General features: G+C 68.3%; 24 protein-coding genes. 10 read left to right on the forward strand and 14 right to left on the reverse strand.

Annotated elements, in window-relative coordinates:
* Window positions 1-49 precede the first annotated feature (49 nt).
* On the forward strand, window positions 50-1,417 hold the full coding sequence (locus ACFQZV_RS01820) for a glucose-6-phosphate dehydrogenase (RefSeq protein ID WP_378751693.1): 1,368 nt from the start codon (window positions 50-52) through the stop codon (window positions 1,415-1,417).
* Between the two features lie 7 nt (window positions 1,418-1,424).
* Here ACFQZV_RS01820 and rraA read toward each other — a convergent pair whose 3' ends face one another.
* Window positions 1,425-1,901, reverse strand: coding sequence for a ribonuclease E activity regulator RraA (gene rraA, locus ACFQZV_RS01825; RefSeq protein ID WP_378751695.1), 477 nt, complete (start codon window positions 1,899-1,901; stop codon window positions 1,425-1,427).
* Window positions 1,902-2,059: 158 nt separating this feature from the next.
* Between rraA and ACFQZV_RS01830 the strand changes: the two genes are divergently transcribed.
* From ACFQZV_RS01830 to ACFQZV_RS01840, 3 genes are read left to right on the forward strand one after another with little or no spacing between them, the layout of a single operon-like run.
* Window positions 2,060-3,214: a type III polyketide synthase gene (locus tag ACFQZV_RS01830; protein ID WP_378751697.1), complete on the forward strand. Its 1,155-nt coding sequence runs from the start codon at window positions 2,060-2,062 to the stop codon at window positions 3,212-3,214.
* A complete protein-coding gene (locus ACFQZV_RS01835) occupies window positions 3,211-3,921 on the forward strand; it encodes a methyltransferase domain-containing protein (RefSeq protein ID WP_378751699.1) in 711 nt (236 codons plus the stop codon). The genes ACFQZV_RS01830 and ACFQZV_RS01835 overlap by 4 nt, the downstream gene beginning before the upstream one ends.
* A complete protein-coding gene (locus ACFQZV_RS01840; RefSeq protein WP_378751701.1) occupies window positions 3,914-5,053 on the forward strand; it encodes an FAD-dependent oxidoreductase in 1,140 nt (379 codons plus the stop codon). The genes ACFQZV_RS01835 and ACFQZV_RS01840 overlap by 8 nt, the downstream gene beginning before the upstream one ends.
* Window positions 5,054-5,289: 236 nt before the next feature.
* Here ACFQZV_RS01840 and ACFQZV_RS01845 read toward each other — a convergent pair whose 3' ends face one another.
* Window positions 5,290-6,132, reverse strand: coding sequence for a UbiA family prenyltransferase (locus ACFQZV_RS01845; protein ID WP_378751703.1), 843 nt, complete (start codon window positions 6,130-6,132; stop codon window positions 5,290-5,292).
* 191 nt (window positions 6,133-6,323) lie between these two features.
* Window positions 6,324-8,546: an ATP-dependent Clp protease ATP-binding subunit gene (locus tag ACFQZV_RS01850; RefSeq protein ID WP_378751705.1), complete on the reverse strand. Its 2,223-nt coding sequence runs from the start codon at window positions 8,544-8,546 to the stop codon at window positions 6,324-6,326.
* Window positions 8,547-8,682: 136 nt separating this feature from the next.
* On the opposite strand from ACFQZV_RS01850, the gene ACFQZV_RS01855 reads away from it, so the two are divergent.
* Entirely contained in the window at window positions 8,683-9,921 is a 1,239-nt protein-coding gene (locus tag ACFQZV_RS01855) for a DUF2254 domain-containing protein (protein ID WP_378751707.1), read from the forward strand.
* 11 nt (window positions 9,922-9,932) lie between these two features.
* Here the strand turns inward: ACFQZV_RS01855 and ACFQZV_RS01860 are convergent, their stop codons facing one another.
* Entirely contained in the window at window positions 9,933-10,937 is a 1,005-nt protein-coding gene (locus ACFQZV_RS01860) for a GlxA family transcriptional regulator (RefSeq protein ID WP_378751806.1), read from the reverse strand.
* 266 nt (window positions 10,938-11,203) lie between these two features.
* Between ACFQZV_RS01860 and ACFQZV_RS01865 the strand changes: the two genes are divergently transcribed.
* Window positions 11,204-11,623, forward strand: a complete 420-nt coding sequence (locus ACFQZV_RS01865; RefSeq protein ID WP_378751709.1) for a hypothetical protein — start codon at window positions 11,204-11,206, stop codon at window positions 11,621-11,623.
* On the opposite strand, the gene ACFQZV_RS01870 is transcribed toward ACFQZV_RS01865, so the two are convergent.
* On the reverse strand, window positions 11,590-12,861 hold the full coding sequence (locus ACFQZV_RS01870) for a glycosyltransferase (protein WP_378751711.1): 1,272 nt from the start codon (window positions 12,859-12,861) through the stop codon (window positions 11,590-11,592). The genes ACFQZV_RS01865 and ACFQZV_RS01870 overlap by 34 nt on opposite strands.
* 5 nt (window positions 12,862-12,866) lie before the next feature.
* Window positions 12,867-14,081, reverse strand: a complete 1,215-nt coding sequence (locus ACFQZV_RS01875) for a glycosyltransferase (RefSeq protein ID WP_378751713.1) — start codon at window positions 14,079-14,081, stop codon at window positions 12,867-12,869.
* 117 nt (window positions 14,082-14,198) lie between these two features.
* Here ACFQZV_RS01875 and ACFQZV_RS01880 point away from each other — a divergent pair, with 117 nt between their 5' ends.
* The 4 genes from ACFQZV_RS01880 (at window position 14,199) to ACFQZV_RS01895 (ending at window position 16,493) form a co-directional block, all read left to right on the forward strand.
* Window positions 14,199-14,786: a hypothetical protein gene (locus tag ACFQZV_RS01880; protein ID WP_378751715.1), complete on the forward strand. Its 588-nt coding sequence runs from the start codon at window positions 14,199-14,201 to the stop codon at window positions 14,784-14,786.
* A gap of 184 nt (window positions 14,787-14,970) precedes the next feature.
* A complete protein-coding gene (locus ACFQZV_RS01885; protein ID WP_378751717.1) occupies window positions 14,971-15,642 on the forward strand; it encodes a GAP family protein in 672 nt (223 codons plus the stop codon).
* A gap of 45 nt (window positions 15,643-15,687) precedes the next feature.
* Complete coding sequence (locus tag ACFQZV_RS01890; protein ID WP_378751719.1) at window positions 15,688-16,101, forward strand: DUF6325 family protein; 414 nt, start codon at window positions 15,688-15,690, stop codon at window positions 16,099-16,101.
* 20 nt (window positions 16,102-16,121) lie between these two features.
* Window positions 16,122-16,493 carry an SHOCT domain-containing protein gene (locus tag ACFQZV_RS01895; protein WP_378751721.1) on the forward strand — a complete coding sequence of 124 codons (372 nt, stop codon included), beginning with the start codon at window positions 16,122-16,124 and terminating at the stop codon, window positions 16,491-16,493.
* Here ACFQZV_RS01895 and ACFQZV_RS01900 read toward each other — a convergent pair.
* The 8 genes from ACFQZV_RS01900 to ACFQZV_RS01935 all read right to left on the reverse strand — a co-directional run bounded on the left by ACFQZV_RS01900 (window position 16,447) and on the right by ACFQZV_RS01935 (window position 26,492).
* Window positions 16,447-17,745, reverse strand: a complete 1,299-nt coding sequence (locus ACFQZV_RS01900; RefSeq protein ID WP_378751723.1) for an acyltransferase family protein — start codon at window positions 17,743-17,745, stop codon at window positions 16,447-16,449. The genes ACFQZV_RS01895 and ACFQZV_RS01900 overlap by 47 nt on opposite strands.
* Window positions 17,746-17,854: 109 nt before the next feature.
* Window positions 17,855-18,529: a response regulator gene (locus ACFQZV_RS01905; RefSeq protein ID WP_378751725.1), complete on the reverse strand. Its 675-nt coding sequence runs from the start codon at window positions 18,527-18,529 to the stop codon at window positions 17,855-17,857.
* Complete coding sequence (locus tag ACFQZV_RS01910; protein WP_378751727.1) at window positions 18,526-19,707, reverse strand: sensor histidine kinase; 1,182 nt, start codon at window positions 19,705-19,707, stop codon at window positions 18,526-18,528. Before ACFQZV_RS01910 ends, ACFQZV_RS01905 begins: the two co-directional genes overlap by 4 nt.
* 52 nt (window positions 19,708-19,759) lie before the next feature.
* On the reverse strand, window positions 19,760-21,808 hold the full coding sequence (locus tag ACFQZV_RS01915; RefSeq protein WP_378751807.1) for an ABC transporter ATP-binding protein: 2,049 nt from the start codon (window positions 21,806-21,808) through the stop codon (window positions 19,760-19,762).
* Between the two features lie 11 nt (window positions 21,809-21,819).
* Window positions 21,820-23,547 (reverse strand): ABC transporter ATP-binding protein, encoded by a 1,728-nt coding sequence (locus ACFQZV_RS01920; protein ID WP_378751729.1) that lies wholly within the window; start codon window positions 23,545-23,547, stop codon window positions 21,820-21,822.
* A gap of 25 nt (window positions 23,548-23,572) precedes the next feature.
* Window positions 23,573-24,604, reverse strand: coding sequence for an AI-2E family transporter (locus ACFQZV_RS01925; protein WP_378751731.1), 1,032 nt, complete (start codon window positions 24,602-24,604; stop codon window positions 23,573-23,575).
* Window positions 24,601-25,437, reverse strand: coding sequence for a potassium channel family protein (locus ACFQZV_RS01930; RefSeq protein WP_378751733.1), 837 nt, complete (start codon window positions 25,435-25,437; stop codon window positions 24,601-24,603). Before ACFQZV_RS01930 ends, ACFQZV_RS01925 begins: the two co-directional genes overlap by 4 nt.
* Window positions 25,434-26,492, reverse strand: coding sequence for a hypothetical protein (locus ACFQZV_RS01935; protein ID WP_378751735.1), 1,059 nt, complete (start codon window positions 26,490-26,492; stop codon window positions 25,434-25,436). Before ACFQZV_RS01935 ends, ACFQZV_RS01930 begins: the two co-directional genes overlap by 4 nt.
* Window positions 26,493-26,543: the final 51 nt, after the last annotated feature.

Here is a 26,543-nt window from a genome sequence, read left to right on the forward strand (position 1 = left end):
GTGGTCGGCGCCGACCCACGTGATCGACGATCCCCCCTAGTGTGGGCCCATGGCGACGGCGACGACTCTTCTCATACTCGGTGCCACCGGTGATCTCACCTCCCGGCTGCTGCTTCCCGCCCTCGGACAGCTGCTCGCACGCGAGCCGGAGCGCCGCGTGCACCTCAGGGGAGTGGGCCGCCGCGCGTGGACCGATGACGAGTGGCGCGAGACCGTGCGCACAGCGTTCGCCGCGGCCGACGCCGAGGACGTGTTCACCTCCCTCGTCGACACGACGTACACACGCGCCGACATCACCGATGCCGACGACCTGGCCAAGCTCATCGCCGAACCCACCGGGCGCCTGGCCCTCTATTTCGCCGTGCCTCCCGCGGTGGCCGCCGCCGCTTGTGAGTCGCTGAAGGACGTCGACCTCCCCGACGACACGGTTCTCGCGCTCGAGAAGCCGTTCGGGGTCGATGAGGACAGTGCGCGCAAACTGAACGCCACGGTCACGCACCTCGTACCCGAAGAGCAGGTGTTCCGCATCGATCACTTTCTCGGCCGCGCAACTCTCCTCAATGTCCTCGGCGCCCGCTTCGCCAACCGCTTGTTCATGCCGGTGTGGTCGGCCGAGCACATCGAGTCCGTCCTCATCCGCTATGACGAGACGCTCGGCCTCGAGGATCGTGCGGGCTACTACGACCACGCCGGCGCACTGGTCGACATGATCCAAAGCCATCTGCTGCAAGTGCTCGCCATCGTCGCGATGGAGCCGCCGGCGACGCTCGAACGGCGCGATCTGCGTGACGCGATCGGCACCGTCCTTCGCGCGACCCATGTGTGGGGCGATGACCCCGCGACAGCATCACGACGAGCACGCTATACGGCCGGTTCGGTCGATGGCGTGCCGCTCCCGTCGTATGTCGACGAATCCGGGGTCGACCCCTCCCGCGACACCGAAACGCTCGCCGAGCTCACCTGTGAGGTGCGCAACGAACGCTGGGCCGGTGTGCCCTTCACCCTTCGATCCGGCAAGGCCCTCGCTTCCAAGGACGGCGAGATCGTCGTGACTTTCCGCCCGGTGAACCACGTTCCGGTCGGGTTGACCGGCGACGCACCCGGGACGGTGCTGCGCTTCTCACTCGGGCCCGACCGGATGGATCTCGACCTCAACGTCAATGGCGGCGAGAACCCCTTCGGCCTCGGTCGTGCGACGCTCTCGACCGACCTCGGCGAGGGCGCGCTGAGAGCCTACGGCGAGGTGCTGTCGGGCATTCTGGATGGCGATGCCACCCTCTCGGTGCGCGCGGATGCCGCCGAACAGTCGTGGCACATCGTCGACCCCGTCATCGCCGCGTGGCGTCGCGGGGATGTGCCGCTCGAGGAGTATTCCGCGGGCACGGAGGGACCCTCCGGCTGGCCACGACCGGCGTGAGGCGGCGTCAGGCGGCGACGCGCTCCACGAGCACTCCGTCGGCGTCGGCCCAGACGTGCGCTCCCGGCGCGAAGACGACACCGGCGATCGTGACGGCGACGTCGATCTCTCCGACACCGTCCTTCGCACTCTTGCGCGGGTTCGAGCCGAGCGCCTTGACACCCAGCGGCAGGTCGGCGAGCGCTGCCCGGTCACGCACGACCCCGTTCACGATGACGCCCGCCCAGCCGTTGTCGACGGCGGACGCGGCGATCAGATCGCCGACCAGCGCGGACTCGCGTGAGCCGCCGCCGTCGATGACCAGCACCGCACCGTCACCGGGAGTGCCGAGGGTCTGCTTCACGAGCGCGTTGTCTCGGTGGCAGCGGACCGTTCGCACCGGTCCGTCGAATGCGATGTGGCCGCCCAGGTCGAGAAGCGGGAGCGACAGCGAGTCGAGCTCATCGCCGCGGTTGTCATAGAGGTCTGCGGTCGGGATCGTCATGACCTCACGTTATGACGGTGATCGCACCAACCGACACGACGGCGTCGGAGAAGATCGTGGGATTTTCACGGGTCGTGACAACGGCCGCGCACAATAGACGCCATCCCGGGACTCCGCCAGGGAGCGCACGAATCCGACCGCCCGGCCTATCGTGAAGCATGGTCCCCAGCATCCTGTCGATCGGCACCGCCGTCCCCGAAACACGCCTGTCGCAGGATGCCGTGCGCGACCTGTTCGCAAGCCAGCCCGAGATCGACAGGCGCACGCAACGCCTGATCCGCGCGGCGTTCGACGCCTCCGCGATCGACTTCCGCCATACCGTCCTTCCCGAACTCGGAGGGCTCCCACGCGACGGACTGCGCGTCCGCGCCGAGAGTGGGATGCTGCTGGCTCCGTCCACGGGGGCGCGCAACGACGAGTACCGCCGCACGGCCCCCACACTCTTCCGAGATGCCGCGGCAGCCGCGCTCTCTCGGGCGCAGATCTCCGCCGACAAGGTCACCCACGTGCTGACCGTCTCATGCACGGGGTTCTTCGCGCCCGGCCCCGACGTGGCGCTCGTGAGAGACCTCGGACTCGACGCAGGCGTGCAGCGCGCGCACCTCGGGTTCATCGGGTGCGCGGCGGCGATGCCGGCGCTGCGGCTCGCGTCATCCATCGCGGCCAGCGACCCCTCCGCCATGGTCCTCGTCGTCGCGGCCGAGCTGTGTACGCTGCATGTGCGCTGCGCAGACGATCCCGATCAGATCGTCGCGGCGTCGATCTTCGCCGACGGCGCGGCGGCAGCTCTGGTGAGTGGCGATCCCGACTATGCGGCCACGGGGCGACTCGAACTGGACGGTTTCGAGACTCAACTGCTCCCCGAAGGCGACGATGCGATGCAGTGGACGATCGGCGACGCGGGTTTCGAGATGACCCTCACCGCCCAGGTGCCGCGTCTGGTGGGAGCGCACGCCCGGTCGGCTCTGCCCACGATCGTGGCCTCGGGAATCGACGCGTGGGCCGTTCACCCGGGAGGCCGCAGCATCCTGGATCGCGTCGAGGACGCGCTGGGCGCACCTCCGGGTGCTCTCGACGCATCACGGGAGACCCTGCGGCGGTACGGCAATATGTCCAGCGCCACGGTGCTGTTCGTCCTCGACGCGCTGTGGTCACGGGGACTCGAGGATGCCGCGCACATCGGCGCGCTCGCGTTCGGACCGGGCCTCACCGTCGAGGCTGCCCGCATGGTGCATCACGCGGCGAGTTCAGGGGTCGTCGAGGCCCCCGCATCCGCCGACCGCGATCGGGTCCCCGTGACCGCGGCGCGATGAGCGCACACACACCACGGGATCTGCGGCGACGCGACACCGTCGTGCGCGAGCTCATGGACGACCCGGGCTGCGATCCCCGACGCCTGGCGGCGACATACAGCCGCTTCGGGATCGTGAACCGGCTCGTCTCGGGGTGGGGCGGCGTCTACCGCACACACCTCGCTCCGGCTCTGCGTACGCTCGGCCGACCGGCCCGCGTACTCGACCTTGGCTCGGGCGGAGGAGATGTCGTGCGGCACCTGGCGCGGCTCGCGCGCGCCGACGGACTCCGGGTGCAGTGGACCGGTGCGGACCCCGACGACCGCGCCCTCGCCGCCGCGGCGAGGCGCGCCGATCCGGACGTGTCGTTCGTGTGCGCGACGTCGGGTGACCTTGCAGCCGACGGCGCTTCGTATGACGCCGTGATCTCGAATCACGTGTTGCATCATCTCGACGACGAGCTCGACGCCTTTGCCGTCGACTCACTCGTGCTCTCGTCCGGACCGGTGCTGCACTCCGACATCGCGCGCAGCCGGACCGCGTACGCGCTGTACGCGGTCGGTATCTCGCCGCTCGCGCCCGGCACGTTCCTGCGGACGGACGGCCTGCGATCGATCCGCCGCAGCTTCACGGCACCCGAGTTGCAGCACGCACTCGGCAGCGGCGAATGGACCGTACAGGAGCCGGGACGCTTCCGGGTGCTCGCCGTCGGGGCCGGCCGTGCCTGACGTCATCGTCGTGGGCGCGGGCCCTGTCGGGATGCTTCTCGCGGGCGAGTTGCATCGTCGCGGCGTCGACACGGAGGTGCTCGAGCGCCGTCCGTCGGCCGGCGCCGGATCGCGTGCGATCGGCATCCATGCGCCCGTGCTCGCAGCCCTCGAACCATCGGGCACGACCGAACGGCTGCTCGCCGACGCGGTGCGCGTCACCCGCGGCGAGGCGCGCTCGCGCGGGCGGACCCTCGGAATCGTCCGCTTCGGAGAGCTCTCGACCAGGTTCCCCTTCGTGGCGACCTTGCCGCAGGAATCCACCGAACGCGCCCTGGCCGCCGCCGCCCCGTCGCCGCTGCGCGGTGCTCACGTGACCGCCGTCGATCCCCGCGGTGCCCGCGTTCGAGTCCGCGCCGGCGTCGGGGGAAGACCCACCGAACGCGACGCCACCATCGTCGTGGTCGCAACGGGCGGAGGGGGTCGCGGCCTCGTGTACCGACCGGATGCCGTGCGGGTGCACACGTATCGCGATCGGTATCTCATGACGGATGTCGCTGCCGCGACCGCCGATGACTCCGTCGCCGTGGTGAACCTCGACCCTTCCGGAGTGCTCGAATCCTTCCCGCTCCCCGAGGGCCGACGACGCTTCGTCGCCTGGGACGAGCGCGGCGGCGACGACGAACCCTCCGCGCGTGCGGGCCGATTACGCGAAGCGATGATCCTGCGCGGCGATGCAGCTGCGGCCGACGCAGTCGTCGAGGCCGCCGCCTTCGGCGTCCGGCGGGCCATCGCACCGCGACTGCGCCGCGGACGTGTCTTCACGATCGGCGACGCTGCGCACGAGGTGAGTCCCATCGGCGGCCAGGGGATGAACCTCGGTCTGCTCGATGCCGTCACGCTCGCGCCGCTTCTCGCGCGGTGGGTGCAGACCGGCGAGGCGCCCGAGGATGCTCTGCGGCGGTGGGAAGCGCGACGCGTGCGCTCGGCTCGTGTCGCGGCGGTCATGGCCTCCGCCAACACGACGGTCGGCCGCGCCCTGCCGGGTGGCGCCGACGCCCTGCGGCGGGGGGTGGTGCGCGCGATGCTCCTCCCACCGACGGGCGGAATCTTCGCCCGCGCCTATGCCATGGGGTTCGACTCCGGCGCGTGAGCCCTGCTCGCCCCGGCATCTCCCGCGGGTCGACACCCGCAGCATCCGCCAGCGGGTATCAGCCCCGCTACGTCGCAGCATCCGTATGCGCGCCCGGTACCCGCGGCATCCGCGCGCCGTCTCGCCTCATCGCGGAGATTTGCCGTCGTGCGGAGAAATGCCACCCGAAGGCTCCGAACGACCGCAGATCTCCGCACGAACGCGGCCGTGAGATCCCCACCCACGCCGGGCGCGACTCAGACCGTGAGGTCGGAGCCGGACGCCACGAGCTGCGCCGCCAACAGGAGCGCGGAGGTCATGACCAGGCGGAACAGGACTCGGGAAGGTCGCCGGGCGACCGCCAGCCCCACGGTCGCGACCGCGACGACGGCGACGGCACCGAAGAACACCCACGCCAGCAGGGTCACACCCGCGATGTCACCGCCGACGGGTCCGAGAAGCACCGCAAGCGCGCCGCCGAGCACCGAGATGGCTGCCGTCACGGCCGACGCGCGCACGCCGAGGCGGTGCGGCAGCCCGCTGACGCCGGTGCGTGCATCGTCGTCGAGATCGGGCAGGACGTTGGTGAGGTGCACGGCGGCGCCGAGGGATGCCCCCGCGATCGACGCCCACGCCGACGCCGGCGCCGGGTCGGCCGCCGCGAGCGGGGCGAGGGAGGGAAACACCCCGAACCCCACCAGGAAGGGCACGATCGATGCACCCGTCGACTTGAGTCCTCCGTTGTAGGCCCACGCGAGTCCCAAGAAGAGCGCGTGGGCAGCCAGCATCCGCCAGCCGAGAGGAGCCGACAGGACGAGCGCGACGAGGAGCGCGGCGAACGCGGTGGACCACGCGAGTCCGATCGGCACGTCGCCCCGCGCGATGGGCTTGTCGACCCGACCCACGGCACGATCTCGCGCCGCATCGAAGGCATCGTTGGACAGGCCGATGGAGACCTGGCCCGCGAACACCGCCGCACCGAGCAGCGCGAGCCGCCATGGCTCGAGCCCGACGGCTATGCCGAGTCCGAGCCCGAGCGCGGTCACGACGAGCGTCGGTCCGGGGTGGGTCGACCCCCACAGCGCGCGTACGGTGGGCACGCTCGATGCTCTCACGCCGCCCGCCGAACATCCGCTACCCTCCCCCGCGCCCCCGACCCCGCACTCCCGCGAGAATCGGTCATCGTCGTGGGAATCCGCCGCGGCGGTGGATTCTCACGCCCAAAGCCGGGTTCTCGGCCGGGATGCCGACGAGCGGGGGCGGGAGGAGCGGATAGGCGGAGGGTGAGGGGTCAGTCCTCGACGACCTCCGCGACGATCACCTCGTCGTCGTCCTCGCCGCTGTCGCCGGCCACCGGAGAGGGACCCTCACTGACGAGCGCCAGGGCGGATCCGTCGAGCGCGACGTCGACTCGGACCACGTCACCGTCGCGCACGGCACCGCCGAGCAGCGCCATCGCGAGGCGGTCCTGAATCTCGGACTGGATGAGTCGGCGCAGCGGTCGCGCCCCGAACAGGGGGTCGTACCCGCGCTCTGCGAGCCACGCTCGGGCGTCGGGGGTCACCGCGAGGGTGAGTCGGCGGTCCTTGAGTCGGCGCTGAAGCGCATCGACCGACAGTTCCACGATCTGGGCGAGGTCGTCCTCGGTGAGCGCGTGGAACACCACGGTGTCATCGAGCCGGTTGACGAACTCGGGGCGGAACGCCTGGCGCACGAGTGTCATCACCTGCTCGCGCTTCTGGTCGGTCGACAGCGAGGGGTCGATGAGGATGGGCGACCCCAGGTTCGAGGTGAGGATCAGGATCACGTTCTTGAAGTCCACCGTGCGTCCCTGACCGTCGGTCAAGCGACCGTCGTCCATGACCTGCAGCAGCACGTCGAACACTTCGGGATGCGCCTTCTCGACCTCGTCGAGGAGAACGACGGAGTAGGGACGGCGGCGCACCGCTTCGGTCAGTTGGCCACCCTGCTCGTATCCGATGTATCCGGGAGGGGCGCCGACGAGGCGTGAGACGGAGTGCTTCTCGCCGTACTCCGACATGTCGATGCGCACCATGGCGTGCTCGTCGTCGAAGAGGAACTCGGCGAGCGCCTTGGCGAGCTCCGTCTTGCCGACCCCGGTGGGGCCGAGGAACAGGAACGATCCCGTGGGCCGGTTCGGGTCACTGATGCCCGCGCGGGAGCGGCGCACCGCATCCGAGACGGTCTTCACGGCATCCTTCTGCCCGATCAGGCGCTTGCCCAATTCAGCTTCGAGGTGAAGGAGCTTCTCGGTCTCGCCCTGCAGCAGACGCCCGACGGGGATGCCCGTCCACGCGGCGATCACCTTGGCGATGTCTTCGTCGGTGACCTGGTCGCCGACCATCCGCCCCTCGCCTTCGGCGGAGGCATCGGCTTTCTCGGCGTCCATCAGCTTGCGCTCGAGATTCGGGATCTCGGCGTACAGCAGGCGTGATGCGCGCTCGAGATTGCCTTCGCGCTGCGCACGCTCGGCCTCGATGCGCGCGGCATCGAGCTGCGTCTTGAGGTCGCCGACGAGGTTGAGCGATGCGCGCTCCTGGTCCCAGCGGGCCTGCAGGTCGCGCAGGCGCGACTCTTCGTCGGCGAGCGTTTCGCGTAGCGTCGCGAGGCGTTCTTTCGAGGCGGCGTCCTTCTCGCGCTTGAGGGCCATCTCTTCGAGCTTGAGTCGATCGACATGACGACGCAGCTCGTCGATGACCAGCGGCGCAGAGTCGATCTCCATGCGCAGACGGGAGGCGGCCTCATCGATGAGGTCGATCGCCTTGTCGGGAAGCTGGCGCGACGGGATGTAGCGATTCGACAGGGATGCCGCGGCCACCAGCGCGCCGTCGGCGATGGCGACCTTGTGGTGCGCTTCGTAGCGTTCCTTGAGACCGCGGAGGATCGCGATCGTGTCCTCGACGGTGGGCTCACCGACATAGACCTGCTGGAAGCGCCGCTCGAGCGCGGCATCTTTCTCGATGAACTCGCGGTACTCGTTGAGGGTGGTCGCGCCGATGAGGCGCAGCTCGCCGCGCGCGAGCATGGGCTTGAGCATGTTGGATGCGGCGACGGATCCTTCGCCACCGCCGGCACCCATGAGCACATGCAGCTCGTCGATGAAGGTGATGACACGTCCGTCGGATTCGGTGATCTCCTTCAGAACGCTCTTGAGTCGCTCTTCGAACTGTCCGCGGTACATCGCCCCGGCGACCAGCGCCGACATGTCGAGGCTGATAAGTTCTTTGTCTTTGAGGCTTTCGGCGACGTCTCCGGCGACGATGCGCTGCGCGAGTCCTTCGACGACGGCGGTCTTGCCGACGCCGGGTTCCCCGATCAGAACGGGGTTGTTCTTGGTACGTCGGGTCAGCACCTGACTGACCCGACGGATCTCGCCGTCGCGTCCGATGACGGGGTCGAGTTTTCCCTGACGTGCGCGGTCGGTGAGGTTGATGCCGAACTGCTCGAGGGCGCTCTGCTGCTCCTCCTGGCCCGGCTGGGGCTGTGCGTTCATGCGTGCTCCTGAAATCTGCGAGACTCAAAGTTGAGTCGATGTGACTCAAGTTTAGCGGATCCCGGCCGCTCCGGCAACGCTCGTCAAGGCCGAGTGACGCCACGGCTATCGTGGACCGGGGGGGGTGGACACGCGGATGAACACCATCGGGATCTTCCTGAAACGACTCGCGCAACGCGTGTGGTTCCGGGCGGCCGTCTTCACCCTCATGGGCGTCGCCCTGGCACTCGTGAGCGGCATCATCGCCCCCTGGATCCCGTTCTCCCCCTCGATCGACATCGGTCAAGACTCCGTCGGCAGCATTCTGCAGATCCTCGCGACCTCGATGCTGGCGGTCACGACGTTCTCGCTGACCGCGATGGTCACCGCCTATTCGTCGGCGGCATCGATCGCAACACCCCGCGCGACACAGCTGCTCGTGCAGGACTCGACATCCCAGAACGTCCTATCGACGTTCATCGGCGGGTTCACCTACTCGCTCGTGGGGATCATCGCCCTGTCCACCGGGTATTACGACGACCAGGGGCGCACTCTTCTGTTCATCGGCACGATCATCGTCGTCGTCATCATCATCGTCACGCTCTTGAGCTGGATCGGGCACCTGTCGGGCTTCGGTCGCATGGACGACATCATCGACCGCGTGGAGCATGCCGCACAGACGACTCTCGTGACGTACGCGAGCCGCCCGACCCTCGGTGCCCGCGCGACATCCGATGCCCCGCGCGGTGCCCGTACGGCGGTCCATGCGCGCACCGCAGGCTATGTCACCCATGTGGATGTTCCCGCGATCCAGTCGATCGCCGAGCGGGCGGGCGTCGATGTGTTCGTGGCGTCTATGCCGGGAACCCTCACCCGTCCCGACCACCCGCTCGCGCGCGTCACGGGTTCACCGGGCGACGAGACCATCTCAGCCCTCGCCTCCGCCTTCACCATCGACACGCATCGCACCTTCGAGCAGGACCCCCGCCTCGGCGCGATCTCGCTGTCCGAGATCGCCGGTCGAGCACTCTCGCCCGCGATGAACGACCCCGGAACCGCCATCGTCGTCCTCTCCGCGATGCACCGCGTGTTCCTCGCGAGCTTCGCCCAGACACCCGACCGCGAACTGCGGTACCCCCGCGTCTGGGTGACGCCTGTCTCACTGTCAGATCTTCTCGAAGACGGCTTCCGCCCGATCGCGCGCGACGGCGCGTCGTCGCTGGAGGTGGGCATCCGGATTCAGAAGATGCTCGCCTCGCTCGCGAAGGCGGCGCCGCCCAACGCTGCGACCTTGCGCCGAGCGGCCGACGAGGCGTTCGAACGCGCCCGCCGTGCACTTCCGCCCGAAGACCGCCAGCAGCTGCGCGCGACGCGTCGCCACGCCTGGACCAGCTAGCGCCGACCGCGTCAGGCGACCGGTTCGAGCACGGATGCCGCGGCCCGCGCCGCGCGAACGGATTCGGGCGTGCAGGCGAAACGTGCCCGATACGCCGTAGGCGTCGTTGCGAGCACGCGGGCGAAGTTCTGCCGCAGCACCGCGGCTGAGCCGAACCCGCACTCGTCGGCGATGCGGTCGAGTGCGTGGTCTGTCTGCTCGAGCATCCGCTGCGCGTGGATGATCCGCTGACGGGTGATCCACGCCGCCGGCGTGGCACCGTAGTCGGCCTTGAAGCGGCGGGCGAAGGTCCGCGGCGACATATGGGCGCGGGCGGCGAGCTGGTTGACGGTGAGATCTCGCCGGAGGTTCTCGAGCATCCAATCGGCGACGGGCGCAAGTGACAGCGACGACACGCGCGGCAGCGGCGACTCGATGAATTGCGCCTGCCCGCCGTCGCGCTGCGGGGGAACGACCATGCGCCGGGCGATCCGATTCGTCGCCTCAGCCCCCAGCTCCTGTCTCAGCAGGTGCAGACACGCGTCGAGACCCGCAGCGGTCCCCGCGCTGGTGATGATGCGACCGTCCTGCACATAGAGCACGTCAGGATCCACATGCACGGCGGGGTAGAGCGCCGCCATGGTATCGGCGTACATCCAGTGTGTCGTCGCGCGGCGTCCGTCGAGCACCCCGGACGCGGCGACCGCGAAAGATCCACTGCAGACGCTCAGCACCCATGCGTCGCGCGCGACGGCGTTGCGGATGACCGCGGACACGCGTTCGTCGGCGCGCTGCCAATCCGAGCGCGGGATCGGAGTGACGACGACGAGGTCCGCCGTCTCGGCGAAGGTGAGGTCATCGTCGACGTTGATCGAGAACCCGATGTTGCTGCGGATCGCTCCCGGTTCGGGGGTGACGATCCGGAAGTCGAAGTTCGCGATGCCGTCGGCTTCGCGATCGAGGCCGAACGCCTCGCAGGCCAAGCCGAACTCGAACGGCGCGAAGCCGTGCTGGACGATCACGGCGACGGTTTTCACGGGAACCTCCACGGGTGGCAGAAATCCTACGAGCAGCGGCTATTCTGCCACTCGTGGCGGAAATCGCGCAAGCATAGCTTTTCTGCCATGGCACTCCTCATCACCATCTTCGGCCTCGCCGTCGTCGCCATCGTCTCCACCTTCCGTGCACTCGGCAACGACGGATATCGACGCATTCCGACCGATCCGAGACGTCTTCCCTGATCCGACGACCACGAGCTGTGCGGCGTCCGTATACTCAAGCCGCACCCACCGAGAGGCTCGCGATGTCGACACCCCCCTTCGACCGTCACTCGGGCGACGTGCATGCCCCGGTCCCCGCGCCGGCCGCCCCCGACGTCGCGTCGTCGTCGCTCGTTGCTTCCTCCGCCCCACCGTCGAACAACGTCCCAGGCATCCTCTCGGTCGCCTTCGGCGTCGCGGCGATCGTCTGGCAGCTTGTCTTCGTCTTCCTGCTGGCCGCCGCCCTCGACGACCCGGCGCTGACATCGGCCGTCAGCATCGGCGACTCGGTCATGACCTCGGTGCTCGGGCTCGCCGGACTCGCCCTGGGCATCCTCGGGCTCACCCGGCGCGAGTCTGCACGAAGCGCCGCGGGAATCGGCGTCGGAATCGCGATCGCACTGCTGTCCGGCGTCCTGATCAGGCTCGCCTACCCACTCGCGTTCGAGGTCTTCGCCGGCTGACCCCCGCGCACCCGGTCGTAGACCTCGACCATCGCCGCCGTTCGCGAGGATTGGCGGAAACGCTCACGCACCATCGGATCCGGCGTGACCGCGCGACCACCGGCGATGTCGGCGGCGGCGACTCGGATCGCCTCGGCGAGCGCGGCGACCGACGCGTCCGCCTCCGCCGCCGCGGTGTCGACGGCACCGCCCACCGCCCAGAAGCCCGAACCGAGCTCGCGCGCCAGGTCGGGATCGCTCACGATCGACGGGGTCCCGAGCGATGCCGCCTCGAAGATCGTCATCCCTTGGGTTTCGAAACCGATCGACGTCTGTACCACCGCGTCGGCCGCCGCGATACGCGCGAGCGTCTGGGCATACGGCAGCCGCCCGGAGAAGGTGACGGATGCGCCGGCACCCTCGCTCTCACCGGCGTCGACGATCCTCCGCGCCGCCCCGAGTTCGGTGCCACCGCCGATCACCTCGACGTCGACGCGCGCACCCGACGCGACCACCGCCTCGAGGAACGGCAAGAGTCGCTTCTCGGGACTCATCCGCCCGAGCCAGACCAGGCGCGGCGGTCCGGGCGCGCGATCAGCAGGCGCCGCCGCGAGCACCTCGTCAAGGAGCAGGTCGTCGATGCCGTTCCACACCACGTCGACACCCTCCCCTCCACGGGGCACGACGCCGTGCTGCTCGAGCCGGTGGGCGAAGTGCGTCGACGGAGCGGTCACCGCATCCGATCGCTTCGCGAAGCCGCGCAAGAAGTCCCACCCGTCGCGACTGCGGGAGTCCAGTCCGAGCGCGTGGCGCTGCCACGCCCCCAAGGCCGCCAGCACCAGTGAAGGCGCGGGCACCGTCGCCTCGATGCCCACGTCCACGCGGTTGTGCATCGTATGGACGACGGGCAATCCATGACGGTGCGCGAATCGATGCCCGATGAACGCACCCCAGAAATCGGCCTGCACGTGGACGACGTCGACCGGTGCACGACCGACGAGCGCGGCATCCACCCGTCGATCCGCCGCCTGGCCGGGCCACGTCATCGAGTACTCGCGGTCTGGCGTGATCGGAACGGACGGCAGATCAACATAGGCCGCGTCGAACGGCGTCGCACGCGCGCGCGGACCATGCATGGCCGGTGCGACCACGGTCACCGTGTGCCCGGCGCGCTCGAGGAACCGCCGCTGCAGCCGCATCGATACCTGCGCGCCACCGAGTGTCTCGAGGTGCTGATCGCCGAACATCACGACGTGCACGGCGGTTACTCCGGCAGGGGTTCGTCGCGGTACAGCGCCTCGAACGTGTCGAGCGTGCGCCGCATGTCGTGGATCTTCACGCCCTCGAGCGAGGCTTCCTGCATCCGCCGACGCTCGTCCGGCGACTGCGTGAGCACCATCGTGATCTTCGCGGCCAGGTCATCGACGTCGCCTGGGCGGAAGAGGTACCCGTTCTCGCCGTCGTGGACGAGGTGAGGCAACGCGACGGCGTCGGCCGCCACGATCGGCAGTCCGGACGCCATGGCCTCCATCGTGGCGATGGACTGCAACTCGGCGATCGACGCGATGACGAACGCACTCGCCCGCGTGAGAACGGCCCGCAGCTCGGCGTCGGTCGTGCGTCCGTGGAACGTCACGCGGTCGGAGAGCCCGAGGCGAGTCGTGAGCTCCTCGAGATTGCGGCGCTGGTCACCGGTGCCGACGATGTCGAGGGTCACCTCCAGCGCCGGGTCGAGCTTGGTCAGCGCGCGCAGGACGACATCGATCTGCTTCTCGGTCGTCAGACGCCCGACGAACGCAAGACGGTTCTTGTCGCGCGGCGTGAGGTCGGCGGTGTAGTTCGAGGCATCGATTCCGCAGCTGACCGGGACGACACCCTCGATGTCGATCGTGTTCTCGAGGAAGTCCGCGGCCTTGCGCGTCGGCGTCGTCACCGCGCGCGTCAGATCGAACGTCTTCTTCGCGTCGTTCCACGCCAGCCTGACGAAGATGCGGTCCAGCAGCGGCGGCAGGGTCGTGAAGTCGAGCACATTCTCGGCCATCACGTGGTTGGTCGCGACGACCGGGATTCCGCGCTTGCGCGCTTCGCGGGCGAGCCCGCGGCCGATCACGATGTGCGACTGGATGTGGACGATGTCGGGCTTGACCTCGTCGAGGGCGCGCCGTGCGTAGTGCTTCGACAGCCACGGCAACACGAACGTCAACCAGTCGTGGGGAGGCCAGCGCCACGACGGCAACCGGCGCATCGTGACCTGTTCACCCTCGATCTCCTCGACGAAGACACCGTGGTTGCGGTGCCCGGCGCTCGGCGCCATGACCTGCACATTGTGCCCGCGGGCGACCAGGCCCGCAGCGAGCCGTTCTGCGAAGCGCGCGGCGCCGTTGACATGGGGCAGGAAGGTGTCGGCGCCCATGAGGATGGTGAGCGGCCGAGAGGTCACGGCGTCGGCGGTGTCGTCGGGCGTCGCGGAATCGGTCACGAAGAGCGGCCTGTCTGTGCGGCGGAAGGGCGCGCGACCGGACTGTTCGAGCGCCCCGTCCACTGTACCTGAGCGCCTCACGCACGCCCTGAGGAAACGGCGGCATACGCTGGACGCATGCCGCGACTGCACGCCGACGCCGACGAGACGCTCTGGGTACCGGTCACCGGGTCACTCAGATGGCGCGGACGTCGCCACCGCAAGGCGGCGATCCGGATGCTACTCGGCCAGGCGAACCGGGCTATGGGCGCCGAGACACGGGGCGGCAGTGGTGTGGCCGCGTGGGCCATGAGCCAAGCAGCCCCGTTTCTCATGCGCCGCGCCGACGGACGCGTGCTGGTGTGGGTGTGGAAGGCCGACCCGGAGCTCGTCGTCGTGATGGCGCAGGTGCAGGAGGCGACGGCGCAACTGCGCGCGGCACGCGCCATGATGCCGATGGAATACGACGACACCGAGACGTTCCGCGGCACCTACCTCGGGGTGGGCGAGAAGCTGGCGATGCCACTTCCACCTGAGCCTAGAACCCCCTTCGCGACCTATACGTGGGATACGGGCTCGGCCTTCGTGACCGTCACCGCGGTGTGCGCCGATCGCGAGCGGTTCGGCACGGTGATCGGGTCGGTCGACGACCTCGCCCGTTCGCTGCGCCTCGTCGACGACGTCGCGGTGGGCGAGGGGCCCGACGTGCTGCGCCTGGACCCGTAAACGCCACACCGAAAGCGACGTTCCCGGCATCCGCCCTCGATGTCACACGCGGTCGCTCTTCGCACGCGGCATCCGTTCTGGGAGGAATCGCCGCCCACCGAAGAGTGCGAGAGCGCTAGCCTCAGAATCACCCCTTCGTCGTTCGGCCGTTTCCGCGTCGACCCGATCCGAGGAGCTCACCCCCGTGGAATCCGTCATCGGAGACATCCTGCCCCTCGCCCTCGGCGTCGCGATCAGCCCGATCCCGATCATCGCCGCCATCCTGATGTTGCTGTCACCGAAGGCGCGCGTCACGGGCGTCGGGTTTCTCCTGGGCTGGGTACTCGGCATCGTGATCGCCGTCACGATCTTCACCCTGATCTCGGCCGTCCTTCCGGACGCCACCTCGGATGCGGCAACGCCGATCCGAGCGATCATCCATCTGGTCGCAGGGCTCGCCCTCGTGATCCTCGCGGTGCGCCGCTGGCGCGGACGACCACGCGGCGACGGCGTGCCGGAGCTTCCGAAATGGATGCGGGCGATCGACACCATCACCTTCCCCGGCGCACTGGGGCTCGGTTTTCTGCTGTCGGGTGTCAATCCGAAGAATCTGCTGCTGGGCGCCTCCGCAGGTGTCGATATCGGCGCGGCGACGTTGGCGACAGGCCCACTCATCGTCGTGATCGCCGTTTACACGATCATCGCGGCGTCGACCGTTCTCGTCCCGGTCGTCGCCTACCTGTTCGCGGCTGACCGGCTGCGCGAGCCACTGGATCGACTGCGGCTCTGGCTGTCACGCGAAAACGCGGTCATCATGGCGGTACTGCTCCTGGTCATCGGCGTCATGCTCATCGGCAAGGGCATCGGTGGGTTCTGACCCGCCGCGTACGTGACCACCCATCCCCCGAGGAAAGGACACCCCATGACCGACTTCCGCTACGGACCCGTCGAGCTGTATCTCGTCGGGTTCGACGGCGACGGCCCCGACCCGCGCATGCTCGACGCGCTCGGTGAGCTGCTCGAGGGCGGCTTGATGCGCCTGCTCGACTTCGTCGTCATCTCGAAAGACGACAACGGCGACGTCTCGATCGTCGAGGTCGAGGACGCGGATTTCCCGCTTGACCTCCACGAGGTCGGCGTCGCCGGCGAGGAGGACATCGCCGAACTCGCCGAGCTCGTTCCGCCCGGAGCATCCGCCGCCATCGTGGCACTCGAGCTCACCTACGCACGCCGCTTGGCCGAGAGCGTCTCCACATCGGGCGCCACCGTCTTGAGTGTCGAGCGCATCCCCGCTCCGATCGTCAACGCCGTCCTGGACCTCGTCGACGAGTCCTGATCACAGAGGAGAGAACACACATGATCCGCAGAGTGGGCCGTCCCGGCCTCATCGGTCTCGCCGCACGCACCGCCGTCGTCGCCGGAACGGCCAGCGCCGTCTCGGGTGCCGTCGGCAACAACCAGCGCAAGAAGGCGCAGGCTCAATACGAGCAGGAGCAGTACCAGGCAGCGCAGCAGCAGGCGCAGATCGACGCCGCCGCTCAGGCTGCTGCCGCGCAGTACGCTCCACCGCCCGTCGCGGCAGCACCGGCAGCACCGGCAGCACCGGCAGCACCGGCCGCCGGTGGCGTCGACATCGTCGCCGAGCTGCAGAAGCTCGCCGCCCTCCAACAGGCCGGCGTGCTCAACGACGCAGAGTTCGCCGCTGCGAAGGCGAAGCTTCTGGGCTGACCGCGCCGAGTGCGACCCGTCCGAGCGTGAGTCCGACCACCCACGCCGCCAACGAACCGCCACCGACCAGAATCACCACGATGCCGGCCGCGGCTGTCGCGGCGATGACGACCGTCGTCGCGATGCCGCCGCGGCTCGTCGACGTGGACGCACTCTTCGTCGCCTCCGCGCGTCCCGCCACGGCCGCGACGACGCCCACCGCGACAAGGCTCACGATCAGCCACGCGGGCCGCGTCGACCACCAATCGGCCGACAACACGTCGGGGAGCGCAGCGGGAATCACCAGCGATACGCCCGCGAGCCCGATCAGTACGAGCATGTGCCAGGCGTAGATCGTCATGGACCGTGCGCCGATCCAGCGCGCAGCGGCAGCGACGGCGGCGTTCTCACTGAGCGCCCTGAGGGGAGCGCGCATCGCCTGGAAGATGGACGCCTGTGCGACCCCGAGAATCACGAGGGCACCCGTCGGAGGGTTGAGCGCCTCGAACAGATCACCGGTGTACATCCCGAGCGCCACGGTCACACCGAGAAGAATGAACGACATCGCCCCGAACACCAGGGCCGGTCGGGGCGACAGCCGGCCGAGAAACCCTTCGGCCATGAAGAAGCCGACCTGCTGGAGCAGCACCCAGACGAACAGCAGGTTGACGAATCCGAGCCCGTCGACACCGGTCGCGACACGGAGGACGTCCACGGTGACAACGCCCGCGGCGAGAACGCCGATGGCGAGGAACGGGCGACGCACATGGGCCGCGACGGCAACGGGTACGAGGATCGTGCAGAGCAGATACACCCCGAGGAACCACAGCGGCTGACTGAGGCGGAAGCCCGCTTCTGAGACGACACCTGCGGGAACTCCTGCGATCGTCAAGCCGGCGAGCAGGATCGCCGTCGCCGCCAGCGCGCCGATGGCGGGTGCGATCAAACGGCCGACGCGCGTACGCACGTATCGCGTGTATCCCTGACCCGACGCGTGTCGGCGTGTCCAATCCATGTACGACGAGTAGCCGCCGAGGACGAAGAACAGGGGCATGACCTGCACGACCCAGGTCGCGGCAGGGAACCCTTCCCAGGACTGCATCGCGTTCTCGAAGACCGGCATCCCGTCGACCATCGAGACCCCGACCATCATCGCGTGCAGGAGGACGACCACGATCAGCGACGCGGCACGGGCGAGGTCGACGGCACCGTCTCTCCGCGTCTCGGAACGCGGGCGGTCTGCGGTGCGCGGACGAGGTGCGACGAGCGTCATGGGGACCTTTCCGCAACGCGAGGTGCGTCGCAGAGATCAGAGTCCGTCGACGGTTCGCCCGCGCGCGTCCCCCGCCCGAGCCATTCCGACCCCCTACCCGGGTAGGGGGTCAGTCGCCGGGGGTGACCACGCCGGCGTCGTACGCGAAGATCACCGCGTGTACACGGTCACGCAGGTCGAGCTTGGTGAAGATGCGACTGACGTGCGTCTTCACCGTCTGCTCAGCGATGAAGAGCATCTCGGCGATCTCGGCGTTGGACTTGCCGCTTCCGACGAGGACGAGCACTTCGCGCTCTCGATCTGTCAGACCCGCGAGCCGAAGCGCATGACGGTTCACCGGGTGCCGCTGGGCGGAGAACCGTTCGAGGAGACGCCGTGTGATGCGCGGCGCCAAGAGGGCGTCACCCTCGGCGATGACCCGCACCGCGGTCGCCAGGTCGTCGGGCGATGCGTCTTTCAGGAGGAAACCGCTCGCTCCGGCGGCGAGCGCTTCGTGGACGTACTCGTCTGCGTCGAAGGTCGTGAGGATCAGAACACGAGGGAGCGGACGCTCGGCTGCGTCGGCGGACAGGATCTCGCGCGTGGCTTCGATGCCGTTGCGCACCGGCATCCGCACATCCATCACGATCACATCGGGATGCAACCGCCGAGAGGCGACCACCGCCTCGTCACCGTTCGCCGCCTGCCCGACGACGGTCATATCGGGTTGCGCGTCCAGAATCGCCGCGAACCCCGCCCGCACCATCGCCTGGTCGTCGACGACGAGGACCGAGATGCCCGTCATCGTCCCTCCGTCCTTTCCGGCAGTCGCGCCTCGACGATGAATCCGCCATCGTCCGTGGGGGCCGCGCGCAGTGCGCCGCCGACGAGGGCGGCCCGTTCGCGCATCCCGCGCAAGCCGTGTCCCCCGCCGTCTCCGGCACGCACGCCGGCCGGCGGTGGAGCATTGCGCACGGTCACGACGATATCGGGCGCCTCTCGACTGAGCGTGATCGTCACCGCCGCTCCCCGGGCATGCCGGGCGACATTGCTGAGCGACTCCTGTACGACGCGGTAGACCGTCAAACCCACCAGGGGATCGCGCGGCGGATCGTCGCGCCATTGGTCGTCGACCACGAGCTCGCCTCCGTGTGCGGGGCTCGCCAGCAGCGCGGGCAGGTCGGCGACACCGGGTTGCGGCGCGCGGTCCGCTTCATCGGATCGGAGCGCATCGAGGATGTGTCGCATGTCCGTCATGGCGGTCCGCGCGCGGTGCGCGACGTCGTCGAACTCGCGCGCCGCATCCTCGGTCAGATCCGGCAGACGATAGCGCGCACTGGCTGCCTGCACCTGGATCGCGGACATGCCGTGGGCGACGACGTCGTGCAGTTCACGCGCGATGCGCGCGCGCTCTTCGACGAGCTCTCGACGCTCGACCTCACGCGCCGTGGCGGAACGTTGATCGTCAAGCTGACGGCGGGTATCGGACCACCGGCCCACGGCGACGCCCACGACGAGCGAGAGCAACGCGACACCCGCGAACACGATGAGGTCGGCGGCGACAGCACCGGGAACGGCCGGGTGCGACGGGCGCAGCGCCGTCACCCCGAGCGTCCACCCCACGACGACTGCCCACACGGTCGCGGTGAAGGTCCACCGCTTCACGACGGCGAGGCCGGCGAGAGTGATCGCCACCGCGAGCATGGTGGCCACGGGTACCGGCCACGGGGCGGTTGCGGTGGGCGCGACCAACAGGGTTGTACCGACGACACCGAGCATCATCGTGACCACCGCGACCCACGGTCGGATGACGACCGCGGCGACCGCGAAGGCCTGCAGCATCGCGATCAGGAGGGAGGCTGGGACCCCGATCCCATAGACGGTCGCTCCGAGCGTCGCAGCGACGGGCAGGAGGGCGATGCCGGCGGCGACGAGCGCGATGAGGACGGCTCGCTTCCGTATCGACTGCCACGCACCCTTCACGCGGCAATCCTACGAGCGCCGAGAAACACGGCACCCCGCTCGAGGCCGCGGCTCACTCGGACGAGTGATCGGACACGACGGTGATCGTCCCTGTCACCGGCCCCTCGTGGATCGCTTCTTCCTCGTCGACGTCGCGCGCCGCCTGCTCGAACTGCGACTGGTAGAGACGCCAGTACGCACCTTGGGTGGCGATGAGCTCATCGTGCGTGCCCTGTTCGACGATGTCGCCGTGCTCCATGACGAGGATGAGATCGGCATCCCGGATCGTCGACAATCGATGCGCGATCACGAACGAGGTCCGCCCCTCACGCAACGCCGCCATCGCCTGCTGCAGGAGAAGCTCGGTGCGGGTGTCCACCGACGATGTGGCCTCGTCGAGGATCAGCACCGACGGCTGGGCGACGAATGCCCGGGCGATCGTGATGAGCTGCTTCTCGCCGGCCGAGACGTTCGACGCATCTTCGTCGAGCACGGTGTCGTACCCGTCGGGCAGCGAGTGCACGAACCGGTCGACGCGCGTGGCCACGGCGGCGTCGACGATCTCGTCGTCGGTGGCCGTCTCACGGCCGTAGCGGATGTTCTCGCGGATCGTTCCGGCGAACAGCCACGGATCCTGCAGCACCATTCCGGTACGCGCGCGCACGTCCTCGCGGCGGAGATCAGCGATGCTCTGCCCGTCGAGCAGAATCTCACCGCCGTCGAGCTCGTAGAACCGCATGATCAGGTTGACGAGAGTCGTCTTTCCGGCTCCGGTCGGTCCGACGATCGCAACCGTCTGCCCCGGTTCGACGCGGAACGACAGGTCGGTGATGAGCGGCTTGTCGGGCGAATACGCGAACTGCACGTGGCGGAACTCGATCACCCCGTCACCATCGGCCGGCGCGGGTGCGTCGACGGCGTCGGAAGTCTGCTCTTCGGCATCCAGCAGATCGAACACGCGCTCGGCCGACGCGGTTCCCGACTGGATGACGGCGGCCATTCCCCCGAGTTGCGACAACGGCTGGGTGAACTGCTGCGAGTACTGGATGAAGGCCTGCACGTCGCCGAGACGCAGCTGCCCACCGGCGACCATGACGGCTCCGAGGACGGCGATACCGACGTAGGCGAGGTTTCCGACGAACATCATGCCGGGCATGATGATCCCCGACAGGAACTGGGCCACGAAGCTCGCCCGGAAGAGTTCCTCATTCTCGACGTCGAACTTCTCCCGCGCGTCCCGCTCACGACCGAACACCTTCACGAGCGCGTGGCCCGAGAACGATTCTTCGACGCGGGCGTTGAGCACGCCGACCTTGCGCCACTGAACACCGAAGGCCTTCTGCGATTTGGGGCCGATGATGCCGAAGATGATCGCCATGAGCGGCAGCGAGACCAGCGCCACGAGTGCCAGTTGCCACGAGATCGAGAACATCATGATGAGCACCCCGACCACCGTGAGCACCGAGGTGACCACGCTGGAAAGGGACTGCTGCATCGTCTGGGTGATGTTGTCGATGTCGTTCGTGACGCGCGAGATCAGCTCGCCTCGCTGCACGCGATCGAAATACGACAGCGGCAGTCGATTGATCTTCTGCTCGACCGACTCGCGCAGACGCCACATGGTGCGCACCATGATCACGTTGATGACATAGCCCTGCACCCAGTTCAGCAACGACGAGCCGACATAGATCGCCAGAACGCCGACGATCACGAGTCGCAGGCGGTCGAAGTCGACACCCGCACCCACGGCGAAGTCGGACATCGCGCGCACCATGTTCGCCAGGTCGGTCTGACCTGCCCCCTCGAGCGCGGCGACCACGTCTGCTTGGGAGGTACCGACCGGGAACTGGTCTCCGAGCGCCGAGGAGACGACGCCTTCGAAGATGACGTTCGTCGCCTCACCCAAGATGCGGGGGGCGATCACCGCGAGGACGACTCCGATCGCGCCGAGGATCGACACGAACACGAACGCCACCGCGTGGGGCCTGAGCAACCCGACCAGGCGCGCGAAGCTCTTGCCGAAATTCGCCGGCTTGCCGGGCGCGACCGACCCGCGCTCGCCCGCGCTCTGCCGTGCCTGCTCGGCGGCTTCTTCTTCGAACCGTTCTTCTTCGGTCTGCATGTCGGGGGTGCTCACGCGTCCACCCCCAGCTGCGACTCGGCGATCTCGCGATACGTCTCGTTCGACGCCAGCAGCTCGGTGTGGGTGCCACGACCGACCATCCGCCCGTCTTCGAGGACGATGATGCGGTCCGCGTCGGTGATCGTCGAGATGCGCTGCGCGACGACGATCTTCGTCACCTCGGGCAGTTCGCGCCAGAGCGCTTGACGCAGACGCGCATCGGTCGAGAGGTCGAGTGCCGAGAACGAGTCATCGAACACCAGGATGTCGGGGCGGTGCACGATCGCCCGTGCGATCGAGAGCCTCTGCCGCTGGCCGCCCGAGACGTTCGTGCCACCCTGCGCGATGCGCGCCTCAAGGCCGCCCTCCATCTCTTCGACGAAGTCGCGTCCCTGGGCGATCTCGAGCGCGTGCCAGAGTTCGTCATCGGTCGCGTCCTCCCGCCCGAACCGCAGATTGGACGCAACGGTTCCGCTGAACAGGAACGGTCGCTGTGGCACGAGACCGATCGTCTTCCACAGTTCATCGAGGTCGGCATCACGCACGTCCACGCCGCCGACCTTCACTGCCCCCGACGTGACGTCGAACAGTCGTGGGATGAGCGAGATCAGCGTGGTCTTGCCGGCGCCGGTGGATCCGACGATCGCGACCGTCTCGCCGCGGGCGGCGTCGAAGCGGATGCCGCGCAGCACCGGCTCCTCGGCGCCGGGGAAGCTGAACCCGACGTCATCGAAGCGCACCGTTCCCGGCTCGTCGAAGGTGCGCACGGGATCGGCGGGCCGGGTGAGCGTCGACTCGCTCGCGAGGACCTCGCCGATGCGGTCCGCGGAGACGGCGGCGCGCGGGATCATGATCGTCATGAAGCTCGCCATCAGGACCCCCATGAGGATCTGACCGACGTATTGCATGAAGGCGAAGAGGGTGCCGATCTCGACCTCACCCGCGTCGACCTGGATTCCTCCGAACCAGATCACGCCCACGACGGTGACGTTGAGCACGAGCATCGCGATCGGAAAGAGCAGAACGAAGAGCGAGCCGACCTTGCGCCCGACCACCATGATGTCGGTGTTGGCGACGGCGAAACGCTTCTCTTCGATGTCTTCGCGCACGAACGCGCGCACGACGCGCACCCCGGTGAGTTGCTCACGCATGATTCGGTTGATCGCGTCGAGTTTGGCTTGGAAGGTGCGGAAGAGCGGCACCATCCGGCTGATCACGAGGCCGACGATGAACAGCAGGAGGGGAACGGCGACACCGATCAACCAGCTCAGACCGACGTCCTGCTGCAACGCCATCACGATTCCGCCGATCGCCAACAGCGGCGCGGTCACCATCATGGTCGACGCCATCATCGTGAGCATCTGGACCTGCTGGACATCGTTGGTGTTGCGGGTGATGAGCGACCCGGCGCCGAATGTCGACACCTCCCGCTCTGAGAAGCCGCTCACCTTGTCGAAGATGTCGCGCCGCAGGTCGCGGCCGAGACTCATCGCCGCGCGGGCGGCGAAGTACGTCGCGACGATCGATGCCGAAATCTGTCCGAACGAGATCGTGAGCATGAGCGCACCGGTCGACCAGATGTAGGCCGTGTCGCCGCGGGCCAGGCCGTTGTCGATGATGTCCGCATTGAGTCGAGGCAAGTAGAGTGCGGCGATCGCGGAGGCGAACTGGAAGACTAGGAGCGCCGCGAGCAACCACCGGTAGGGAGCGAGGTAGCGGACGAGCAGTCTGACGAGCACGGTTCAGGGTACCCCCGTCGCGTCGCTATGGCGCGGCGTCGTCGTCTCCGGAGAGCCAGCGCAACCGTCGCGTGCCCGGGTCTCCTTCGAGCACCAGCGAGCGCACGAGGAGCGTCAGCGGAATCGACAGGATCGCGCCCAGCGGCCCGATGATGAAGGTCCAGAAGATCACCGAGAAGAAGCTCAAAGTGAGGCTCAGATTGACGGCGTCGCTGACGAACTTGGGCTGGATCAGCACCTGCAGGGTGACGTTGACGACGCAGTAGATCGCGACGACCGCGAGCAAAAGTGGCCATCCTCCGACCACGAGAGCGAGGACCGCCGGCGGGATCACGCCCAGCACGAACCCGATGTTGGGAACGAAGTTGGTGACGAACGCGAGGATCGCCCAGACGACCGGGGCGGGAATTCCCAGCGCCCACAGCGCGAGTCCGTCGACCACCGCGACGATCGCACCGAATGTGGCGTTGACGACGTAGTAGCGCCGCACACCGCTGTGGAAGGCCTGGAACCGCGGCAGGGTGTGGCCGAACGCGGCGGGTGTGCGCGCGTAGCGTGCGGCATCCGCAGCCATGAAGATGACGTAAGCGAGCACGAAGAAGAACGCCGTCAGCACACCGAGTGCAGTACCGGTGAGGGATGCTGCGAACCCGAGGATCGACGAGGGCTCGAGCAACGATGCCGCGGCATCGGCGGCGGCGGCGTCGAGACCGAGGTCGCGCAGCCACGCCACCGTCTTGTCAGCCGATGAACGAAGGTCAGACGCGAAGTCGACGACGAGCGCGCTGAAGCGGGTGCCCGCGAACCAGAGGAGACCGACCAGGACGGCGAGGATCACGTAGGCCAGTGTGATCACCGCGGTGGTCGCCGCCCAGCTGGGCCAGCCGCGGCGTTCGAGCGGGTGTCGCAGCGGATGGCAGATGATCACGATGACCGCGGCGAGCGCGAGCGGGCCGACGAGATCACGTGCGAAGAAGAGCCCGGCGAGCACGACGACGGATGCCGCGAGCCCGACGAGCAGTCGCAGCGAGGGCGTTCCTGGGGTCGAGGAGGTCACGGGCGCGAAGGGTCTTCGGGGTCGTCGGTTTCATCACCTGTGTGGTGATCGAGTTCATGGTCTGCTCTGTCGTGCTCGGGGTGGTCGTGCTCGGGCCTGCCCCCCGCTTCAGTCGGGTGACGTCGGCGGCGCCGGCGATGAGGAGGACGCTGCGGTGTCGACGCGTTCGAGACACGTTCGACGACGGCTGACGAGATGGTGGCGACGATGAGGCCGACCAGGACGACGCCCCCCGCCATGAGCACCACCGCGGCGATGCGGCCCTGCAACGTCACCGGCACATAGTCGCCGTACCCGACGGTGGTGACGGTGCAGAACGCCCACCAGACCGCATCCCCGAAGCTGACGATCGTGGCGCCCGGAGCGTGGCGCTCTGCCTGGAGCACGACCAGCGAGATGTACCAGATCAGAAGCAGGGTGCTGCCGATGCCGTAGATGAGCAGGCGCGCACGCAGCCCCGAACCGGCGGTGCGTCGGAACTCCGCGATTCGGGTGAACGCATCGAGCAGCACGACGGGCCTCAGGGGCGGCACGATCGTGATCCCGAGCGCTGCGAGGTGCGTGCGAAACCACTCACCCCGCGGGTTCGACAGCGCGAGGCGCACGAGGTAGTCGACGATGAAGACCACCCAGGTCAGCGCGATGAGCGTATGGGCCACGACCGCTTCGGTGCCGTGGAAGTCTGCGATCACATGGAACGTATAGGTGATCAGGAAGAGCAGCGCGGCCACGGTGAGCGGCCAGTACATCACCGCGTTCCAGCGTTGCGTGGCGGGGGTCTCGCCGCGCCGACGGTTCACCTTGGGGCCCCCGGCCGTCGGGGGCGCCGTCATTCGGCGGCCTCCGGGAGGCGCACGGCATCCTGAGCGAGAGCCGCCGCGTTGCGGATGAAGAGCACGATCCAGGTGAAGACGAGCATTCCGGCGACCAATTCGACCGCCGTGAGCGTGTAGTACCCGATGGCGAAGAACACTGCGAGCACGACGATCGTTGCGACGAACACCAGCCCGAGCAGCACGAATGGCCGCGGCATTCCGGGGATCCACGCCCGCAGGCGCAGGACGAGCACGCCGAACGCGACAGCCATGCCCGACGCGACGCCGGTGTGGAGGGCGAAGAAATCATCGACGGGGAAGACTCCCACGAGGCCGAGGAACACCCCGACGACGACGAGGCTGACGCGGACGCGCCCGATCCCGCGGGGGTTCGACGTGGGGATTCCGGCGGTCGCGGCCCGAGCCAGTGTGGTGACGAGGATTCCCGCGACGATCAGGGTGATGTTGAACGTCATCGATGACAGATCGTTGTTCATGCCGAGGGCGCTGAGGTTGTCCTTCCACCACAGCGGATCGCTCGCGGTAAGCATGCTCGCGATGATGCCTTCGACGAGGAAGACGGCGAGAACGACGGCGAGCAACTGCAAGTCCATGTGCACGGCCGAGTGAAAGACGATGTACCCGGTGACGGCGGCCACTCCGGCGGCGAGCACGATGACGGCAAGTCCGTAGACCTCCGCACCGAGGAAGCCCTGTTCGAGGATGTCCGCGACGAGCGTCCACGACAGCAGCGCGATGATGCCGTGGGCGAAGGCGAGGGCGACCAGATCGACGACGTCGAGCGGGCGCACACGGGCGCCCCGGCGAACCAGCCACCGACCGGCGATGAAGACGAGGATGGCGACGACAGCCGCCGCGATGGCGCTGAACTGCCCGACGGACCCTGGACCGGCGATGGGCGCTTCGCCGAAACGGAAGACAACGACGGCGACGAGTCCGACGACGACGAACCCCGCCGCTCCGGCTCCGAGTGCGAGTGATTCGAGCGAGCGCTCGGTGGCGTCATCACGCGAGGTGATGTCGAAGCGCGACGTGGGGGGCGTTGTGCTCACGGAGCGAGCGTAGCGGCATGACGGTGACGGACCCCGTCTACCGCACCGCGC

The organism is Microbacterium koreense (assembly GCF_042677105.1).
GTDB lineage: Bacteria > Actinomycetota > Actinomycetes > Actinomycetales > Microbacteriaceae > Microbacterium > Microbacterium koreense.

What these genes read in the sequence shown, in the direction of transcription:
- ACFQZV_RS01835 (WP_378751699.1), top strand. Translation starts at nt 3,211, where the DNA reads ATGAGCGCACACACACCACGGGATCTGCGGCGACGCGACACCGTCGTG.
- ACFQZV_RS01890 (WP_378751719.1), top strand. Translation starts at nt 15,688, where the DNA reads ATGACCGACTTCCGCTACGGACCCGTCGAGCTGTATCTCGTCGGGTTC.
- ACFQZV_RS01830 (WP_378751697.1), top strand. Translation starts at nt 2,060, where the DNA reads ATGGTCCCCAGCATCCTGTCGATCGGCACCGCCGTCCCCGAAACACGC.
- ACFQZV_RS01930 (WP_378751733.1), bottom strand. Translation starts at nt 25,437, where the DNA reads ATGACGGCGCCCCCGACGGCCGGGGGCCCCAAGGTGAACCGTCGGCGC.
- ACFQZV_RS01900 (WP_378751723.1), bottom strand. Translation starts at nt 17,745, where the DNA reads ATGACGCTCGTCGCACCTCGTCCGCGCACCGCAGACCGCCCGCGTTCC.
- ACFQZV_RS01855 (WP_378751707.1), top strand. Translation starts at nt 8,683, where the DNA reads ATGAACACCATCGGGATCTTCCTGAAACGACTCGCGCAACGCGTGTGG.
- ACFQZV_RS01915 (WP_378751807.1), bottom strand. Translation starts at nt 21,808, where the DNA reads ATGCAGACCGAAGAAGAACGGTTCGAAGAAGAAGCCGCCGAGCAGGCA.
- ACFQZV_RS01895 (WP_378751721.1), top strand. Translation starts at nt 16,122, where the DNA reads ATGATCCGCAGAGTGGGCCGTCCCGGCCTCATCGGTCTCGCCGCACGC.
- ACFQZV_RS01865 (WP_378751709.1), top strand. Translation starts at nt 11,204, where the DNA reads ATGTCGACACCCCCCTTCGACCGTCACTCGGGCGACGTGCATGCCCCG.
- ACFQZV_RS01820 (WP_378751693.1), top strand. Translation starts at nt 50, where the DNA reads ATGGCGACGGCGACGACTCTTCTCATACTCGGTGCCACCGGTGATCTC.
- ACFQZV_RS01905 (WP_378751725.1), bottom strand. Translation starts at nt 18,529, where the DNA reads ATGACGGGCATCTCGGTCCTCGTCGTCGACGACCAGGCGATGGTGCGG.
- ACFQZV_RS01850 (WP_378751705.1), bottom strand. Translation starts at nt 8,546, where the DNA reads ATGAACGCACAGCCCCAGCCGGGCCAGGAGGAGCAGCAGAGCGCCCTC.
- rraA (WP_378751695.1), bottom strand. Translation starts at nt 1,901, where the DNA reads ATGACGATCCCGACCGCAGACCTCTATGACAACCGCGGCGATGAGCTC.
- ACFQZV_RS01880 (WP_378751715.1), top strand. Translation starts at nt 14,199, where the DNA reads ATGCCGCGACTGCACGCCGACGCCGACGAGACGCTCTGGGTACCGGTC.